The organism is Streptomyces sp. ISL-99, assembly GCF_018614005.1.
GTDB classification, from domain to species: domain Bacteria; phylum Actinomycetota; class Actinomycetes; order Streptomycetales; family Streptomycetaceae; genus Streptomyces; species Streptomyces flavidovirens.
Genome location: NZ_JAGGPC010000085.1, coordinates 1 through 16560 on the forward strand (window position 1 = coordinate 1; position 16560 = coordinate 16560).

Annotated in this window: 18 protein-coding genes and 1 pseudogene; 8 read left to right on the top strand and 11 right to left on the bottom strand. The window is 70.5% G+C overall.

What is annotated here, in order from left to right:
• A pseudogene (locus J7E91_RS33835) lies at positions 1 to 244 on the bottom strand (IS5/IS1182 family transposase); the annotation flags it as partial.
• A 137-nt stretch (positions 245 to 381) separates the two neighbouring features.
• Here J7E91_RS33835 and J7E91_RS33840 point away from each other — a divergent pair.
• The gene (locus tag J7E91_RS33840) at positions 382 to 1221 is read left to right on the top strand and encodes an alpha/beta fold hydrolase (protein ID WP_214910993.1); all 840 of its coding nucleotides are present in this window, start codon (positions 382 to 384) and stop codon (positions 1219 to 1221) included.
• 56 nt (positions 1222 to 1277) lie between these two features.
• Here J7E91_RS33840 and J7E91_RS33845 read toward each other — a convergent pair whose 3' ends face one another.
• A complete protein-coding gene (locus tag J7E91_RS33845) occupies positions 1278 to 2195 on the bottom strand; it encodes an NYN domain-containing protein (RefSeq protein ID WP_214910995.1) in 918 nt (305 codons plus the stop codon).
• A gap of 202 nt (positions 2196 to 2397) precedes the next feature.
• Between J7E91_RS33845 and J7E91_RS33850 the strand changes: the two genes are divergently transcribed.
• Positions 2398 to 2550 (top strand): hypothetical protein, encoded by a 153-nt coding sequence (locus tag J7E91_RS33850; protein WP_214910997.1) that lies wholly within the window; start codon positions 2398 to 2400, stop codon positions 2548 to 2550.
• A 77-nt stretch (positions 2551 to 2627) separates the two neighbouring features.
• Here J7E91_RS33850 and J7E91_RS33855 read toward each other — a convergent pair whose 3' ends face one another.
• The 3 genes from J7E91_RS33855 to J7E91_RS33865 form a co-directional block, all read right to left on the bottom strand.
• On the bottom strand, positions 2628 to 3233 hold the full coding sequence (locus tag J7E91_RS33855; RefSeq protein ID WP_214910999.1) for a MarC family protein: 606 nt from the start codon (positions 3231 to 3233) through the stop codon (positions 2628 to 2630).
• A gap of 75 nt (positions 3234 to 3308) precedes the next feature.
• Positions 3309 to 4175 carry a PHP domain-containing protein gene (locus J7E91_RS33860; protein ID WP_214911001.1) on the bottom strand — a complete coding sequence of 289 codons (867 nt, stop codon included), beginning with the start codon at positions 4173 to 4175 and terminating at the stop codon, positions 3309 to 3311.
• Between the two features lie 128 nt (positions 4176 to 4303).
• Positions 4304 to 4942, bottom strand: a complete 639-nt coding sequence (locus J7E91_RS33865) for a DUF6758 family protein (protein ID WP_214911003.1) — start codon at positions 4940 to 4942, stop codon at positions 4304 to 4306.
• A 120-nt stretch (positions 4943 to 5062) separates the two neighbouring features.
• Between J7E91_RS33865 and J7E91_RS37470 the strand changes: the two genes are divergently transcribed.
• Entirely contained in the window at positions 5063 to 5836 is a 774-nt protein-coding gene (locus J7E91_RS37470) for a transposase (RefSeq protein WP_374224818.1), read from the top strand.
• Here J7E91_RS37470 and J7E91_RS33875 read toward each other — a convergent pair.
• Positions 5748 to 6332 carry a suppressor of fused domain protein gene (locus tag J7E91_RS33875; RefSeq protein WP_214911007.1) on the bottom strand — a complete coding sequence of 195 codons (585 nt, stop codon included), beginning with the start codon at positions 6330 to 6332 and terminating at the stop codon, positions 5748 to 5750. The two genes, J7E91_RS37470 and J7E91_RS33875, sit on opposite strands and share 89 nt — an antisense overlap.
• A gap of 470 nt (positions 6333 to 6802) precedes the next feature.
• On the opposite strand from J7E91_RS33875, the gene J7E91_RS33880 reads away from it, so the two are divergent.
• The gene (locus J7E91_RS33880; protein WP_214911009.1) at positions 6803 to 7918 is read left to right on the top strand and encodes a magnesium and cobalt transport protein CorA; all 1116 of its coding nucleotides are present in this window, start codon (positions 6803 to 6805) and stop codon (positions 7916 to 7918) included.
• Here J7E91_RS33880 and J7E91_RS33885 read toward each other — a convergent pair.
• Positions 7896 to 8837 (bottom strand): DMT family transporter, encoded by a 942-nt coding sequence (locus J7E91_RS33885; protein WP_308377548.1) that lies wholly within the window; start codon positions 8835 to 8837, stop codon positions 7896 to 7898. The genes J7E91_RS33880 and J7E91_RS33885 overlap by 23 nt on opposite strands.
• Positions 8838 to 9037: 200 nt before the next feature.
• Here J7E91_RS33885 and J7E91_RS33890 point away from each other — a divergent pair, with 200 nt between their 5' ends.
• On the top strand, positions 9038 to 9550 hold the full coding sequence (locus tag J7E91_RS33890; RefSeq protein WP_214911013.1) for a hypothetical protein: 513 nt from the start codon (positions 9038 to 9040) through the stop codon (positions 9548 to 9550).
• Here the strand turns inward: J7E91_RS33890 and J7E91_RS33895 are convergent.
• Positions 9547 to 10314, bottom strand: a complete 768-nt coding sequence (locus J7E91_RS33895; protein ID WP_214911015.1) for a hypothetical protein — start codon at positions 10312 to 10314, stop codon at positions 9547 to 9549. The genes J7E91_RS33890 and J7E91_RS33895 overlap by 4 nt on opposite strands.
• A gap of 174 nt (positions 10315 to 10488) precedes the next feature.
• Between J7E91_RS33895 and J7E91_RS33900 the strand changes: the two genes are divergently transcribed.
• The 3 genes from J7E91_RS33900 to J7E91_RS33910 are packed head-to-tail and all read left to right on the top strand — an operon-like array spanning position 10489 to position 13544.
• A complete protein-coding gene (locus J7E91_RS33900) occupies positions 10489 to 11790 on the top strand; it encodes a magnesium transporter MgtE N-terminal domain-containing protein (protein WP_214911017.1) in 1302 nt (433 codons plus the stop codon).
• Complete coding sequence (locus J7E91_RS33905) at positions 11780 to 12367, top strand: DUF1003 domain-containing protein (protein ID WP_214911019.1); 588 nt, start codon at positions 11780 to 11782, stop codon at positions 12365 to 12367. The genes J7E91_RS33900 and J7E91_RS33905 overlap by 11 nt, the downstream gene beginning before the upstream one ends.
• Before the next feature lie 43 nt (positions 12368 to 12410).
• The gene (locus tag J7E91_RS33910; RefSeq protein WP_214911021.1) at positions 12411 to 13544 is read left to right on the top strand and encodes an Mrp/NBP35 family ATP-binding protein; all 1134 of its coding nucleotides are present in this window, start codon (positions 12411 to 12413) and stop codon (positions 13542 to 13544) included.
• A gap of 142 nt (positions 13545 to 13686) precedes the next feature.
• Here J7E91_RS33910 and J7E91_RS33915 read toward each other — a convergent pair whose 3' ends face one another.
• The 3 genes from J7E91_RS33915 to J7E91_RS33925 all read right to left on the bottom strand — a co-directional run.
• Positions 13687 to 14367 carry a hypothetical protein gene (locus J7E91_RS33915; protein ID WP_214911024.1) on the bottom strand — a complete coding sequence of 227 codons (681 nt, stop codon included), beginning with the start codon at positions 14365 to 14367 and terminating at the stop codon, positions 13687 to 13689.
• A gap of 119 nt (positions 14368 to 14486) precedes the next feature.
• Positions 14487 to 14966: a sec-independent translocase gene (locus J7E91_RS33920; protein WP_214911026.1), complete on the bottom strand. Its 480-nt coding sequence runs from the start codon at positions 14964 to 14966 to the stop codon at positions 14487 to 14489.
• A gap of 154 nt (positions 14967 to 15120) precedes the next feature.
• Positions 15121 to 16560: S1C family serine protease (locus tag J7E91_RS33925; protein WP_214911028.1), on the bottom strand; the 1440-nt coding region annotated here is incomplete at its 5' end.

Below are 16560 nucleotides of genomic sequence, written 5' to 3' on the forward strand. Positions count from 1 at the left end.
CCTCCGCGGCCTGCCGGTCGGTCAGCCCCTCCACGAACTGCAACACCAGCACCATCGCCAGTCGCCCCGGTGACCAAGCCGGTTTCCCCCGCACCGGAAACAGACCGGCGAACTGCTCGTCGCTGAACAACGACCCCAGTTCGTCCCTCACACGGATCGCCAGGCTCCCTTTCGGGAACGCGGCCCGCGCCACCCGCACCGTCTCCGCCGGGATCTCCCCGGACCCCTTCGGCTGCATCGACATCCGCACCCACCCCACACGACAACGTCGGCCTTCAAGACCACAACCGGGTCTTGAAGGCCGACGTCACGCACAGGCCCGAATTCACCAACAGCATCCCGTTCGCGGGGGCCGGGCCATCGGCGCGTTAGCCTCGTCGCATGAGCAGGCCGCCCACGTTCACCCCGCCCCCCGGCACCCGCGCCCTCACCCTGCGCACGTCGCGCGGCGTATTCGCCGCGCTCGAAGCGGAGCCCCGGCACGCGGAGCCCAGAGGCACCGCGCTGCTGCTCCCCGGGTACACCGGCAGCAAGGAAGACTTCATCGCGATGCTGGTACCCCTCGCGGAGGCGGGGTACCGGGTCGTCGCGGTGGACGGGCGCGGCCAGTACGAATCCGAGGGGTCGGACCGTCAAGAGACTTACGTCCAGAGCGAGTTGGGACTTGACGTACTCGCGCAGGCAGCGGCCGCCGGTACGCCCGTACATCTCGTCGGGCACTCGCTCGGCGGTCAGATCTCCCGCGCGGCCGTCCTGCTCGACGCTTCGCCGTTCGCGTCGCTGACCCTCATCTCGTCTGGCCCCGCCGAGGTTTCGTCCGCGCAGCAGCGGAAGATCGCACTGCTGACGGAGGCCCTGGGTGCCATGACCATGGATCAGGTGTGGGAGGCCATGGTGGCGCTCGATCCGCCGGAGGACGCCGACCTCGACGGCACCGCCCTGCGCGCCCGCTGGCTGCGGCACAACCCCGCCCAGCTCGTCGCCACCGGAAGGCAGTTGACGGCCGAGCCGGACCGCGTGGCCGAACTTGCCGCGGTGGGGCTGCCGGTGCATGTGGTGTCGGGGACCACGGACGACACCTGGCCCGTGCCGCTGATCGACGAGATGGCCGAACGGCTCGGCGCGTACCGGACCGTGATCGAGGGCGCCCAGCACTCACCGAACACCGACCGTCCGGAGGAGACCGCGAAGGCACTGGCGGGCTTCTGGGACGCCCTTTAGCGACCCGCGCCCCCGTCGGCCGGCAGTCGGCGGTCGGCAGTCGGCAGTCGGCAGCCTCAGTACTGCGCCTGGAGGTGCTGCCAGAAGCCGTCCCGCAGCGCCCGGCGCAGGTCGGCGTGGCCGCGCAGGGACCGCTGGAGCAGCCGCTCCGCCTCCACCAGGAGTTCCTGGTCCACCGATCCCGGCAGGTAGGGATGGCCCGGCAGCAGGTCGGCCAGCGATTCCCGGCCCCGCGCGCCGAGCCACGCCGCCGCGATCTGCGCGCCGATGAAGCGGACGTCCTCGCGGGTCGGCCGTGGAGTGCCCTCGTTCTCGTACGTCGTCACCGGGCGCCGTGTGACGTACGGCTTGCAGAAGTCGAGGTCGAACGTGCGCTGGCTGTCGACCTCCCACAGGAGCGGCTCGGCCTGGTTGCGCCCCTCCCCCGCCTCGATGCCCCACAGGTGGACCCGTGCGCCGTACCCCTGCGCGGCCTCGACCGCCGACACCAGGTCCTCGTCGCCGCCCACCAGCGCGGCGTCGCTGATCGCGCGGTGCCTGGCCAGCGATTCCAGGTCCGTACGGATCAGGGAGTCGACGCCCTTCTGCTGGTTGTTGGCGTTGAGGTTGCCCAGGCGGACCTTGACGTCGGGCAGCTCGGCGATCGACTGCTGCTCGGTGGTATGGATGCGGCGCCTGGCTCCGTCGTACCAGTAGACGCGCAGGAGCCTGCTGTCCGCGAAGATCGTGCGGGCCTTGTCGATGAAGGCCTCGATGATCCCTTCCGCGTCGAGGTCGAAGGACCTCCGGTCCTCGGTCCCGGTCACGAGCAGACCGGCCGCCGCGTAGACATATCCGGCGTCGACGAAGATCGCATGGGTGGAAGGAGTCTTCGCCACCTCGGCGAGCATGCGCTGGAGGAGCTCGTTGGTCCGCTCCAGGCGGGCGGTGACCCTGGCGAGTTCAGTGGGGCCCGAAGGCTGTGCGTCGTCCATACGGCTCTCATTGTCCGTGGCGTGAGCGAGCGGGCACAACCGGTCCGGCTACCCACGGGTATTTAGAGAGTTGAAAATTTTCCTTAGCGTAGGGAATGACTGCGATGGGCACACGGTTGTAACCGTCAGAGAACGCAGGGCGCCTAGCCTCGCGTTCCCATACACAGTTCTCCAGCAGGAGGATCAGACGAAGGGAGAAGCCTTGCGCTTCGAAATCATGCGCCTGGACGACGTCGACGGTTCCGCCGTTGACAGCACCGTCGTGGACGCCGCCTCCGTCAACCGGATCGTGCAGCAGGCCGCCTCTGTCGGCCAGCGCATCTATATCCGCCCGGCCGAGACCTCGACTTCATAACACTCTGTAGTGGTTTGTTTGGTGAGGTAAGCGCCCCCGTACACGCGTACGGGGGCGCTCGTGCGTCAGTACCAGGGTCAGCTGCCCCGGATGACCTGAGTGACGCCGTTGATGATCTGCTGCACCGCGATCGCGGACAGCATCATGCCGGCGAGGCGCGTCACCAGGACCACGCCGCCGTCCTTGATCACTCGGATGATCAGCAGCGAGTACCGCATGGTCAGCCACAGGACCACATGCATCACGACGATCGCCGCCCAGACCGAGACCTGCGCCTTGACGCTCCCGGCGTGCTGTACGGCGAGGATCACCGAGACGATCGCGCCGGGACCCGCGAGCAGCGGCATCCCCAGCGGTACGAGGGCGACGTTGACGTCCTTGGTCTGCGTCGGCTCGTCGGTCTTGCCGGTCAGGAGGTCGAGCGCGATCAGGAGCAGCAGCAGGCCACCCGCGATCATCAGTGCCGGTACGGACACGTGCAGGTAGTCGAGGATCTGCCGGCCGAGGACGCCGAAGACGGCGATCACGCCGAAGGCGACCGCGACGGCCTGCCAGGCCATCCGGCGCTGCACCTTGACGGGCCGGCCCGAGGTCAGGGCAAGGAAGATCGGGGTGATCCCAGGGGGGTCCATAATCACGAAAAGCGTGAGAAAGAGGGATCCGAAAACAGCAAAGTCGAGCACAGTGAGGCCTTGCGAGAAGAGGGTCTTACGAGGGAGGGGGGAACGCGGAACGCCGGGAAGCCGGGAAACGCGGAGTTACGGACGGAGACTTCCGCCCGCGCCCGGCACCGGGAACGCGCCGGTCGCACGCCGCGTGATCTCGCCGTAGATCTCGGGGTCCGTGGTGAACTCCCCGAGCCGTACGGACTTCCGGCTGCCGTGGTAGTCGCTGGACCCGGTGGCCAGCAGCCCGAGGTCGGCGGCGAGGCCGCGCATGCGCGCGCGGGTCGGCCCGTCGTGGTCCATGTGGTCGACCTCGATCCCGTCGAGGCCCGCGGCGGCGAGCGCCGCTATCGCGCTCTCGGGGAGGGTGTCGCCGCGCTTGGCGGCGCCGGGGTGCGCGAAGACGGTGACTCCGCCGGCCGCCTTGACGAGACGGATCGCGTCGAAGGGGTCGAGTTCGTGCTTCTCGACGTACGCGCGTCCGCCGTTGGCGAGCCAGTCGGGCGTAAAGGCGTCGGAGACGGTCTCGACGACGCCGAGTTCCATCAGGGCGGACGCGATGTGCGGGCGGCCGACCGAGCCGTCTCCGGCGATACGGGCCACCTGGTCCCACTCGACCGGCACGCCCAGCTCCTGGAGCTTGCCGACCATGGCCCGCGCGCGGGGCACCCGGTCGTCCCGTACCAGCTCGCGCTCGCGCTCCAGCGCGGGCTCGTCAGGGTCGAAGAGGTACGCCAGCATGTGCAGCCCGATGCCGTCGAGGCGGCAGGAGAGCTCGGCGCCGGTGACGAGGGTCAGCCCCGCAGGGAGTGCGGCGATCGCCTCGGCGTGGCCGCGGGTCGAGTCGTGGTCGGTGAGCGCCACGACGTCGAGTCCGGCCGCCGCGGCGTTGCGCACCAGCTCGGCCGGGGTGTCCGTGCCGTCCGAAGCCGTGGAGTGGGTGTGCAGGTCGATCAGCACGACGCTTGACTCCGGGGCTCGGCGGGACGGGGACCGGTCAAGGATAGCCGGGATTCGAACACCGCCGGGCCCGCCCACGTTCTCTCCGGCGGAACCGGCGGGACGGGCGGGACGGGCAGAACCGGCGGTCAGGCCAGCAGTCGCGGTGAGAGCGCCCCGCAGGGCACGAGCTCCACCTCCGCGCCCGCGTCGCGCAGATCGGTCAGTATCAGTTCGTCGTACATCATCAGGCCCGACTGCTCCGGCCAGACGATGGCCCACAGCCACAGCCCGCACGCCTCGCCCGCGAAGGCCGCGCGGTCGTCCGGGACGCCGGACAGATGCCACAGCGGAGTGGGCCGGCCGGCCGCGAGCAACTTGGCCTGCGGTGGTTTGTCCATGCTCAGGTGCGCCCCGGGATCGGGCCCCTCCACACCGGCATAGCGCGCGCCGAGGCCGACGCCGAGCTCCTCGGCGACCAGCAGCATCTCGCCGAGGCCGCCGAGCGGCCCGGGTCCCGAACAGGCGACGACGGTCGCGCGCGAGCCACTGCGGTCGTCACCGGCGCAGGTCACGCCCGTGAACAGCCAGCCGACCGGCAACGGCCATGGCATCCACACCGGAACCTTGGCGCGCTTCACCGCGACCGTGAGCGCCTCGACACTGGGCGGGACCACGGGCTGCAGCGGGTGCACCGTCCCATGCACATCGCACTGCCAGGAGTCGGCAAAGAGACCGGGCGCCCTGACCCGGCCACCGCACTTCGGGCAACTGGGTTCGCCCCTCATAGGGCCCAACGGTCCTCCCCGGCCGTCCCCGCGTCAAGGACGATCACCCGTCCGGAGCCGCATTCCGCCGCCAGAGCGCCAGACCTGCCACCGTCCACTCGTTCGAGTGATGAGCCCTTGATGACTCTCCTGGCTAGGAACCGCGGGGCGCGATGCTGCGTATGGGGACGCCCAAACTGCGGATGGCACATTGTCTTCCGCTGCGAGTTCGCTCGGGAGGGGCTGCCTCCGGGGGAGCATCCAGGCGTGGCTGTAGGCCTGGACCTGGGTGTGACCGTGGCAGTGGCCACTTCAGACCCCGAGCGTCCCTTCTTGACGCACGAGCCATGGCTGAACAGGAAAGAAGAGGAACGGCTGCGCAGATTGGAACGTAAAGCGGCGCGGCAGCGTCGCAGCGCGGCTCCGGGGCGGTCGGTATCGCGACGGCTGCTACATACATACGACCAGATCTCGCAGCTTCGAGGCCGGGAAAGGCGTCGCCGAGCGGACTGGCAGCACAAGGCCACTACGTCTCTCGCCGAGCCGTACGGCCTCATCGGAGTCGAGCGGCTCAACGTGAAGGCAATGACGGCCTCGGCTCGGGGCACAACGGCCGAGCCCGGAAAGTGTGTGCGGCAAAAGCAGGGTGGACGGACGCAGCGTTCCCGCTGGACGGGGACGCAGGCCGCAGCGCTGGCTACGGCCGAATCGTCAACCGAACCAAGCGGCTGCGGCACGACGTGCGCAGCCGCTTGGAGGGCGCCCCGAGAGTCGCCGAGGAGACTTCACAACTACGCGTTCTTTACAGCGCTCGAGTCCGCAACGATCAATCGAGAGGCACCGATGCGCGCAGCGGGTCGCGCAGGTCCGTGCCGTGCGACAGCCAGCGCTCCTGGAGCTCCTGCGCGCCCTTGACCCGCTTCCACGCCGCCTCGTTCGGCGTCATGGGCAGCAGAGGAAGGAAGCGCACCGGGTCCATCGGGTCGTCCAGCTCCAGGTCCTCGACCAGGCCGCCGGACTCCGCGACCAGTACGGAGCTGAACGGCGCCCCCGGCCACAGCGGCTCCCCGAGGTCCAGCGAGGCGCCTGGGGCCACGATCACGCCCTCAACCTGCGGAGACGCCGCGAGGACCGCGAGCGGGCGCAGCACCTTGTCGGTGTCGGCCAGGCCGGCCCGTACCGACAGGACCAGCTCGGCGCGCGGGCCCTTCACCGGATCGGCGAGGACGGCGGTCGGGTCGGCCATCGGCTGGGCCGACATGCCGAGGGTGACGTAACGGACGATGTCGCCGTCCACGAAGCGCAGTACCTCCATACGGTCCGTACCGAGGAACGTGACGGCGGCGCGCGCGTCCGGTTCGCCCAGGGTCGTACGCAACCTGGCCTCTACCCGCGCAAGAGCATCTCCCATGCCGCGAGCATAAGTCGCGTAGGGAACGGGCAGAGGGAGAGCCTTGACACAACAGTGGGCTGATACTCTTGGCCGCTGGTCAGGGCAGCACGCAGAAGCGTGGCTTTCGAGCCCCGACATCACGTCATCCCCCACGGGGGACCGGCCGGAGGAGGTGGGGCTGCGGTGGATCGAAGTCGTCCCGGCAGTACCAACCGCTCTTCCGCACCGCCAGTGTTCCCCTGGGCCTGAAACCCTTCGTACCCGGCCGCCAACCGGTGAAACCCATGGGGCTCACGGCATTTCGCGCGACGGAAGAGCACTTCGCTTTTGCCTGATTTGCCTGATCCGTGTCTGAGCGAACGCCGTCACCGCGTCTTGCGGTGCCGCCCGCTTTGCCGACGTACGGCCGCCCCGACGCCGTGGCCCGCACGTCTCCATTCCGGGCAGCGCCATGCCTCGCAGACGGCTTCTCCGTGAAGGAGCCCGCCATGTCGATGATCCGTGACCTGCGCGCAGCGGTCCGTCCGTCCCTGCGCAAGAGCAGCGCCGTGTACAGCAGTTACGACACCACCCGCGACCCGTCCGCGAGCAGCGCGGTCGTGGACTGCGCCGTCTACCGCGACGGGCGCCGGCTGAAGGACGCCGAGTGCCTCACCCCGCACGAGGCGATGACCCGCGTCCGGGAGGGCGGCGGCTTCGCCTGGATCGGCCTGCACGAGCCGACCGAGGCCGAATTCGCGGGTATCGCGGCCGAGTTCGGACTGCACCCGCTGGCCGTGGAGGACGCCGTACACGCACACCAGCGGCCCAAGCTGGAGCGGTACGACGACACCCTGTTCACCGTCTTCAAGACGATCCACTACGTCGACCACACCGAACTGACCGCGACGAGCGAGGTCGTGGAGACCGGTGAGGTGATGTGCTTCACCGGCAAGGACTTCGTCATCACCGTCCGGCACGGCGGCAAGGGCTCGCTGCGGGCGCTGCGCCACCGGCTCCAGGACGACCCGGAGCTGCTGGCCAAAGGGCCTTCGGCGGTGCTGCACTCGATCGCCGACCATGTCGTCGACGGGTACATCGCGGTGGCGGCGGCCGTGCAGGACGACATCGACGAGGTCGAGATCGACGTCTTCTCCGCGCCTGCCAAAGGGAGCCCCCGGGGCTCCGACGCGGGCCGGATCTACCAGCTCAAGCGGGAGGTTCTGGAGTTCAAGCGGGCCGTCGCGCCGCTGCTGCGGCCGATGCAGCAGCTCAGCGAGCGGCCGATGCGGCTCGTCGACCCGGACATCCAGAAGTACTTCCGTGACGTCGCCGACCATCTCGCGCGCGTGCACGAGGAGGTCGTCGGCTTCGACGAGCTGCTGAACTCGATCCTCCAGGCCAACCTCGCGCAGGCGACTGTCGCCCAGAACGAGGACATGCGAAAGATCACGTCCTGGGCGGCGATCGTGGCCGTACCGACGATGATCTGCGGCGTGTACGGCATGAACTTCGATCACATGCCGGAGCTGCACTGGCGGTACGGCTACCCGCTCGTCCTCGGCTCCATCGTGGTGGTCTGTGTCAGCATCCACCGCACGCTCAAGCGGAACGGCTGGCTCTGACGACGAGCGCGAGGCCGGCCAGGATCACCACCAGGGCGGGGTAGGCGGCCATCGGCGGCTGCTGCCCCAGCCAGAGCGCGGCGATCAGGGCGGCGCCGGGGGTCTCCAGGAGGATCGCCGTCGAGGTGACAGAGGGACCCAGGGTGCTCACGACGCGGTTGAGCAGGGAGTGGCCGAGGAGCTGGGCGGCGGCGGTGAGTGCGGCGAGCTGGAGCCAGGTGGTGGCGTCGTAGCCGCCGAGCTCGGCGCTGGACACCAGGCAGGTCGCCAGCAGGATCAGCGCGGTCGTGGAGTAACAGATGTAGGTGTACGCGGTCGTGCTCACGGTCCGCCTGACCTCCGCCCCGAGCAGGACGTACCCGGCGGCCGCGATGCCGCCGCCGAGCGCGAGCGCGTCGCCCGCGAGGGCGCGCGGCGACAGCGTCATGTCGACGCCGGTAAGGATGACGACGCCGACGACGGCGAGCACCGTACCGGCCCACACCATGCGGGGCGGCCGGTGGCCGCGCATCCGCAGCAGGATCGTCGTCCAGATGGGTGTGGTCGTGCAGAGCGCGGTCGAGGACGCGACCGAGGTCATCCGCAGGCTGGGCAGCCAGAGCCCGAAGTGCAGGGCGAGCAGGGCTCCGGCGGCTACGGCGAGCAGCAGCGGCCTGCGCGCGATGCGGCGCAGTTCGGCGCGGTGCTTGAGCAGCACCACCGGGCTCAGGACGCCGACCGCCATGGCGTTGCGCCAGAACGCGATGGCGAGCGCGGGGGCGGCGGTCGCCGCGATGAGCGGCGCGGAGAACGACACGCTGGCGACGGCGACGCCGAGCAGGATGAGGTCGATGCGGGGCGCGGTGTGGAGTCCGGGGGGCGGCGGACCGGTCGGCGCGGTGGCGGTTATGCCGTCGGGGCGGCGGGCTGTTGCGGGCACTGGATCAATGTAAGGGGCGTATCCCGAAGACGGAACTGTCCACGTTCGGCCTGCCCGCATGGCCCGGCCCGCCCGCAGGGCTTCGCTTTGCTGGCACGCGGCAAGCCCGGCCGCGCAGCCGGGTCTTGGGCCGGGCCCCAGTCGCGGGAAGGGGCGGGTAGGGGAGCAAGCCCCGCAGGGCACCGCCTAGGCTGGCCCGCATGACGCAGACCTTGCTCGACCAGGCCCTCGTCGAGGAGGCCACCAAGAAGTCCGGCCTCATCTGGGTACGAGGCACCGGGCCCGCCCGCTCCCTGTGGCACGTATGGCACGACGGCGCCGCGTACGTCGTGGGAGACGGACCGGGCGAGCAGCCCTTCCCCGGACTGGCCGACGGCGCCGGCGCCGAAGTCACCGTACGCAGCAAGGACAAGGGCGGCCGGCTCGTCACCTGGACCGCCACCGTCACGGAACACCCGCCGGGCACCGAGGCGTGGGAGGCCGCCGTCGCCGAGCTCAAGGGCAAGCGCCTGAACGCGCCCGACGCCGAGCAGATGACCGAGCGCTGGGCCCGCGAGTGCCGCGTACTGCGTCTGGAGCCGCAGAGCGTGACCACCGACCTGCCGGACGGTTCGCTCGCCGCCAAGCCCCTGCCGACGAGCGCCACGACGCGGCTGCCCGTACCGGCAGCCCTCCCCCGCCTCCTCATGAAGCGGAAGAAGAAGAAGGGCTAGGACGCGTCCGAGGTCTTCGGGAGCTGGCCGCCGTAGTCGACTGTCTCGTCCTTGCCCGGCGCATCCAGCGCGAACTCCTCGCCCCAGTCGGCCAGCCGCACCACGCCCGCGCCGCCGGCCCGCTCGAGCTTCAGCGGATACGGCGTGCCGAGCAACGACACGGCGAGCGTCCCGCCGGTGCCCTTGCCGCCGGTGACCTCGATCGTACGGACGCCGCCGACCTTCGGCCGGTCGCCCTTGCTGAGCTTGCCGTGCAGTCCGAGCAGTCCGTCGAGCAGGACGTCCTTGTCCGTGAAGCCGCGCAGCTGGTCGTACGCCGGGTCGTCGTCCGGCACCTTGACGTACTTGTCCTCCAGCTTGCCCGCGGCCCCCTCGTCGGACTCGGACGGCTGCCCCGCCCCGTGGTCCCAGAAGTCCGCGCCGGCCTTCATGAACAGCTCGTCGTCGATGCGCAGCAGCTCGAACGTGCTGCCCTTGGACGTCACGGAGCCCGTGCCGCCGTCCTCCTTGAGGCGCATGTCGAGCTTGTACGAGCGTCCCTTGCTGACGACGGTGCCCGACAGCCGTACCGATTCCGCGTCGCGCGCCGCCTTCCGCGCCTTGGCCTCGATGGCCGGCGCCGCGAGTCTGCCCACCCCGTTGGTCCCCTTGTCCGGGTCGACCGGTTCCTCACCGCAGGCGGTGAGCGCCACGGTCAGCCCGACGCACACGACGCCGAGCAGGGCGGCCCGGCGGGCTCGGGCGGCCGGGGGAAATGCAGTCACAAGCGCACTGCCTCTCATACGGGTGTCCGGGGTGGCAGCAGGCAGCGTACCTGTGCCGCCTACGCCGTCCGGCAGAGAGCCGTCCGGACCCCCCGTTGGAGCGGTGGCGAACGGCACGGGCTAGCCTGAACCCGTTACCGGACCCCGTTTTGTCCACAAAGGGAGGCGCACCTCATGGCATCAGGCGCCCCCAGGGTCTTCGTCTCGCATCTCGCGGGCATCGCCGTGTTCGACCCCAACGGTGACCAGGTCGGCCGGGTGCGCGACCTCGTGGCGATGCTGCGCGTGGGCAACCGGCCGCCGCGCCTGCTCGGCATGGTCGTCGAGGTGGTGAGCCGGCGCCGGATCTTTCTGCCCATGACCCGCGTGACGGGTGTCGAGTCGGGCCAGGTCATCACGACGGGCGTGGTCAACATGCGCCGCTTCGAGCAGCGCCCGACCGAACGCCTGGTCCTCGGCGAGCTCCTCGACCGCCGGGTGCGCCTGGTGGACACCGGAGAGGAGGTCACGGTCCTCGACGTGTCGATCGTGCAGCTGCCCGCCCGCCGCGACTGGGAGATCGACAAGGTCTTCGTACGCAAGGGCAAGGGCGGCGCACTGCGGCGCCGCGGGGAGACGCTGACCGTCGAGTGGTCCGCAGTCACCGGCTTCTCGCTGGAGGAGCACGGACAGGGCGCGGAGAGCCTCCTTGCCACCTTCGAGCAGCTGCGCCCCGCCGACCTCGCCAACGCCCTGCACCACCTGACGCCCAAGCGCCGCGCGGAGGTGGCCGCGGCGCTCGACGACGACCGGCTCGCCGACGTACTGGAAGAGCTGCCCGACGACGACCAGGTGGAGATCCTCGGCAAGCTCAAGGAGGAGCGGGCGGCCGACGTGCTGGAGGCGATGGATCCGGACGACGCCGCCGACCTGCTGTCCGAGCTGCCGGAGGAGGACAAGGAGCGGCTGCTGATGCTGATGCGACCGGACGACGCGGCCGACGTACGGCGGCTGCTGGCGTACGAGGAGCGGACGGCGGGCGGTCTGATGACGACCGAGCCGATCGTGCTGCGGCCCGACGCGACGGTCGCGGACGCGCTGGCGCGCGTACGGCAGCAGGACCTCTCCCCCGCGCTGGCCGCGCAGGTGTACGTCTGCCGGCCGCCGGACGAGACGCCGACGGGCAAGTACCTCGGGACGGTGCACTTCCAGCGGCTGCTGCGGGAGCCGCCGTTCACGCTGGTCAGCTCCGTCGTGGAGTCCGATCTGCCGCCGCTGTCGCCGGGCACGCCGCTGCCCGCCGTGACGAGCTACCTGGCGGCGTACAACATGGTCGCCGCGCCGGTCGTGGACGCGGGCGGCTCGCTGCTCGGCGCGGTGACGGTCGACGACGTACTCGACCACCTGCTGCCCGACGACTGGCGCGAGACGGAGTTCCACGAGCCACCGCAGACGCCGGGGACCGTGCGGGGCGGGGAGGCCGTCCGTGGGCACTGACAGGAGCGCCGAGGCGCGGGAGCGCGGCCGGACCGCGACGGGCGCGAGTGCGCTGCCGCGCGCCTCCCGCGTGCGCCTGGACCAGCCGAGGCCCGCGCGCAAGCGGCTGCTGCCCGAGTACGACCCGGAGGCGTTCGGCCGGTTCTCGGAGCGGATCGCGCGTTTCCTGGGCACGGGGCGCTTCCTGGTCTGGATGACCCTGACCATCGCCCTGTGGGTCGTCTGGAACATCTTCGCGCCCCCGGCCCTGCGCTGGGACGAGTACCCGTTCATCTTCCTGACGCTGATGCTGTCCCTCCAGGCGTCGTACGCCGCCCCGCTGATCCTCCTCGCGCAGAACCGCCAGGACGACCGGGACCGGGTCACCCACGAGCAGGACCGCAAGCAGAACGAGCGGTCCATCGCGGACACCGAGTACCTCACGCGGGAGATCGCGTCGCTGCGGATGGGGCTCGGGGAGGTCGCCACCCGGGACTGGATCCGGTCCGAATTCGTGGACCTGGTCAAGGAGCTGGAGCAGCGGCGGTCCCTATTCCCGCCCGAGGCCGCTTCCGGGAGTGACGAAGGCGACCGCTGACAGGGCTTTCCCGGTGCGGCGGTACGCGCCGTACCATCACGGTATGGCTATGGAAGACGCGGTGCGTGAAGCACTGGCGACGGTGAACGATCCCGAGATCCACAAACCGATCACTGAACTCGGCATGGTCAAATCGGTTGAGATCGGGGTAGACGGTGCGGTTGCCGTCACGGTCTATCTCACCGTCTCCGGCTGCCCGATGCGCGAGACGATCACCACCAACGTGCGCGAGGCGGTCGAGCGCGTCGAGGGTGTGACCAGCGTCTCCGTCGAGCTCGACGTGATGAGCGACGAGCAGCGCAAGGAACTGGCGGGCGCCCTGCGCGGCGGCACCGCCGAGCGCGAGGTGCCCTTCGCCCAGCCCGGTTCGCTGACGCGGGTGTACGCGGTGGCGTCCGGCAAGGGCGGCGTCGGCAAGTCCTCGGTGACGGTCAACCTGGCCGCGGCGATGGCGGCGGACGGACTGAAGGTCGGCGTCGTCGACGCGGACATCTACGGCCACAGCGTGCCGCGCATGCTGGGTGTGGACGGCAGGCCCACCCAGGTCGAGAACATGATCATGCCGCCGTCGGCGCACGGCGTGAAGGTCATCTCCATCGGGATGTTCACGCCGGGCAACGCGCCTGTGGTGTGGCGCGGGCCGATGCTGCACCGGGCCCTCCAGCAGTTCCTCGCGGACGTGTACTGGGGCGACCTGGACGTGCTGCTGCTCGACCTGCCGCCGGGCACCGGTGACATCGCGATCTCCGTGGCGCAGCTCGTGCCGAACGCCGAGATCCTCGTCGTGACCACGCCTCAGCAGGCGGCGGCCGAGGTCGCCGAGCGGGCCGGCTCCATCGCCGTACAGACCCACCAGAAGATCGTCGGTGTCGTCGAGAACATGTCGGGCCTGCCGTGCCCGCACTGCGACGAGATGGTCGACGTCTTCGGCACCGGTGGCGGCCAGAAGGTCGCCGAGGGGCTGACGAAGACGACCGGCGCCAACGTGCCGGTGCTGGGCTCCATCCCCATCGACGTACGGCTGCGGGAGGGCGGCGACGAGGGCAAGCCCGTTGTGCTGACCGACCCGGACTCGCCGGCCGGTGCGGCGCTGCGCACGATCGCGGGCAAGCTGGGCGGCCGCGCGCGCGGTCTGTCGGGCATGTCGCTGGGGATCACCCCGCGCAACAAGTTCTGACGCGAGGTCGTGGGCATACGTTCCGCAAGGCGGGACGGGTGGGCACAACCGCCCACGGCCCGCGCTTACGCGCGCACCCGAAGGGGGGCGCCGCTCCTGACGAGCGGCGCCCCCCTTCGCGGTACAGCGGAAGGCCGTACGCTCAGCCCTGCTCGTACGTCGTGATGTCCTTGATCACCGCGAAGCCCAGCCCGTACGCGCTCATACCGCGCCCGTACGCCCCGAGGATCACGCCGTCCTCCCCGGCACCCGCCAGCACCCAGCCGTACTCCGACTCGCGGTAGTGGAAGCGCGTCGGTACGCCGTCCACCGGCAGCGACAGCGTCGACCAGGCCGGCCCCGACAGGTCGTCGGCCAGCTCGAAGGCCGTCTCGGTCTGCTGGTCCAGCCAGTCGTCGCGCAGGGAGTGGTCCAGCTGGGCGGGCCAGGTGGACGAGAGCAGGCCCGAACCCGCCAGCCAGGCGGCGGAGGAGACCGACGTGGCCTCCAGTACGCCCGTACCGTCGCCGCTGCGCCGCACGGGGCTGCTGGCGACGGTGACGACCACCGCGAAGCGCTCCTTCTCCTGGGCGTCATCGGCGGCGGGCCTTATCGACGGCTCCTCACCGTGGCCCGTGGAACCGTGCTGCACCGTGCCGTCCGCCGCCGTGCCGACCTGCATCAGCCAGCGGGGCCCGGTGAACGCGTCGTCCAGTCCGTACCAGGGGAAGGGCGCGCGCAGATAGCCGTCGACCGTACGCCGGGCTGCTGGCACCCCCTCCGCTGTGGATGTGCTGGGCGTCAGGGGTGCTCCCTGCGCTCCGACCCGACTCGTGGTCTCCATCTGTCCGGCCGCCTCCTTGATCTGTGGCGTCCGGACACGGCCCGCCCCCCTCGGGCGTCCTCACATCCGGACAGATGGAGGATAGCCACCTTGGTGCGGCTCGTCCGGAAGGGCGGCTTTCAGGTGGCGTCGGCGTCGAACGGCGGGCGCTCGCTCTGAGCGGCGGTTTCGCGCTTCTTGAGCAGGTCGGGAGTGCCGGTGGAGTCCTTCGTCAGGTTCGCCTTACCGGCCGAACCGTTCGAACCGTTCACGGAACCGGCCGACGAACCGCTGTCGCGCCCGTTCACGGCGTCCGCGACCTCGGCCATCTCGCTCTTGAGGTCGAAGCTGCTGCGGATCTCCTTGAGACCGAGGTCGTCGTTGTCCATCAGCTGCTTGCGGACGAAGGTCTTCGGGTTCAGGTCCTCGAAGTCGAAGTCCTTGAATTCCGGGCCGAGTTCGGAACGAATGTCCTGCTTCGCGCTCTCGGAGAACTCACGGATCTTACGGATCATCGCCGAGGCGTCCTGAATGAGCTTCGGCAGCTTCTCCGGCCCGAACACGAGCACAGCGAGAACCACGAGCGTCACCAGCTCGAGTCCGCCTATGTCACTGAACACCTTGTTGCTCCTTGGGTTCTCCGCGCCCGCAGGTCGGGTGGGTCTCCCCCGCCGCAGGCAGAGGACCGGTCCGGGCCCGGTCCACGGTACCCGCCCAATCTGTCCGGACGGTACCTTCACGTAACACTCGCGTGGACCTCTGTGCGCGCTTCCCTCAGTTGCCGTCCGCCGAGCCGAGGGTCACGGAGACCGTCCGCTCCTTGCCCGCGCGCACTACGGTCAGTTCCAGCCGGTCGCCGGGGCGGTGGGCGCGGATCTTGACGATCAGCTCCTGCCCGTTGTGCACCTTCTGGCCGTTGACCTCGGTGATGACGTCGCGGGGCGCGATCCCGGCGCGGGCGCCGGGGCCGCCGGGTGTCACCGCCGGGCCGTCGGCGCCCTTGGTGCCGACACGGGCGCCGTCGCCCGCGTACTTCATGTCCAGCGTGACGCCGATCACCGGGTGCGTCGCCTTCCCGGTGTTGATCAGCTCCTCGGCGACGCGCTTGCCCTGGTTGATGGGGATGGCGAAGCCCAGGCCGATGCTGCCGCCCTGGCTGCCTTCGAGGCCCGCGCTGTTGTCCGCGGCGCGTATGGCGCTGTTGATGCCGATGACGCGGGCCTGGGCGTCCACCAGGGGGCCGCCGGAGTTGCCCGGGTTTATCGGGGCGTCGGTCTGGAGGGCGTTGACGTAGCTGACGTCACTGCCGTCGCCCTTCTCGCCACCCGCCGTGATGGGGCGCTCCTTGGCGCTGATGATCCCGGAGGTGACCGTGTTCTGGAGGTCGAACGGCGCGCCGATGGCCACCACCGGGTCGCCCACCTGGACGTTCTCGGAGTTGCCGAGGGGCAGCGGCTTGAGCCCGTCGACCCCGAGGACGCGGACGACCGCGAGGTCGTAACCGCTGTCCTTGCCGACGAGCTCGGCCTTCGCGGTCTGGCCGCCGCTGAAGGTGATGTTGATGGTGCCGTCGGTTCCGGCGGGCTCCACCACATGGTCGTTGGTGAGGATGTGGCCCTTGGCGTCGAGTACGAAGCCGGTGCCCGTGCCCTGCTCGCCGGCCCCGCTGACGTGCAGCGTGACGACGCTGGGCAGGGCGCTGGCCGCGATGCCGGCGACGCTGTCGGGGGCGCGGCCCTTGCCGTCCACCGGCTGGGCCTGGGGCAGCTCGACGCGGGTGATGCCGCCGTTGCGTTCGATGTACGCCCCGACGCCGCCGCCGATGCCGCCGGCGACCAGCGCGATCAGCAACGCCCCGACGAGCAGCGTGCCCCGCAGCCCCTTCTTCTGCCGTCCGCCGCCCGCCGGATCACCGGGGTGGACCAGCGGCTGCTGGGGCGCACCCCAGGGGTCGTACTGCAGCCAGTGGGAGGTCTGAGGGTGCGACTGCGGCTGATGCTGGTGCTGGTGTGGCGGCGCCATGGGGACACCGGCCCCGTTCGTCGCGGACGCAACTCCCGGTGGTACGAACGTGCCCTGCGGCGGGGTCGCCACCGGCCGCTGCACGGGCGGCGCGGGCGCCCAGGGCCCTGGGCCTCCGTACGGCGGTGTCGCGTACGGATCAGGCGCGTGCAGAGGCTGCGGACGCACCCGCGACGCGGGCTCGACCCCGGC

What these genes read in the sequence shown, in the direction of transcription:
- J7E91_RS33840 (WP_214910993.1), top strand. Translation starts at nt 382, where the DNA reads ATGAGCAGGCCGCCCACGTTCACCCCGCCCCCCGGCACCCGCGCCCTC.
- J7E91_RS33845 (WP_214910995.1), bottom strand. Translation starts at nt 2,195, where the DNA reads ATGGACGACGCACAGCCTTCGGGCCCCACTGAACTCGCCAGGGTCACC.
- J7E91_RS33865 (WP_214911003.1), bottom strand. Translation starts at nt 4,942, where the DNA reads ATGAGGGGCGAACCCAGTTGCCCGAAGTGCGGTGGCCGGGTCAGGGCG.
- J7E91_RS37470 (WP_374224818.1), top strand. Translation starts at nt 5,063, where the DNA reads ATGACTCTCCTGGCTAGGAACCGCGGGGCGCGATGCTGCGTATGGGGA.
- J7E91_RS33875 (WP_214911007.1), bottom strand. Translation starts at nt 6,332, where the DNA reads ATGGGAGATGCTCTTGCGCGGGTAGAGGCCAGGTTGCGTACGACCCTG.
- J7E91_RS33880 (WP_214911009.1), top strand. Translation starts at nt 6,803, where the DNA reads ATGTCGATGATCCGTGACCTGCGCGCAGCGGTCCGTCCGTCCCTGCGC.
- J7E91_RS33890 (WP_214911013.1), top strand. Translation starts at nt 9,038, where the DNA reads ATGACGCAGACCTTGCTCGACCAGGCCCTCGTCGAGGAGGCCACCAAG.
- J7E91_RS33900 (WP_214911017.1), top strand. Translation starts at nt 10,489, where the DNA reads ATGGCATCAGGCGCCCCCAGGGTCTTCGTCTCGCATCTCGCGGGCATC.
- J7E91_RS33910 (WP_214911021.1), top strand. Translation starts at nt 12,411, where the DNA reads ATGGCTATGGAAGACGCGGTGCGTGAAGCACTGGCGACGGTGAACGAT.
- J7E91_RS33915 (WP_214911024.1), bottom strand. Translation starts at nt 14,367, where the DNA reads ATGGAGACCACGAGTCGGGTCGGAGCGCAGGGAGCACCCCTGACGCCC.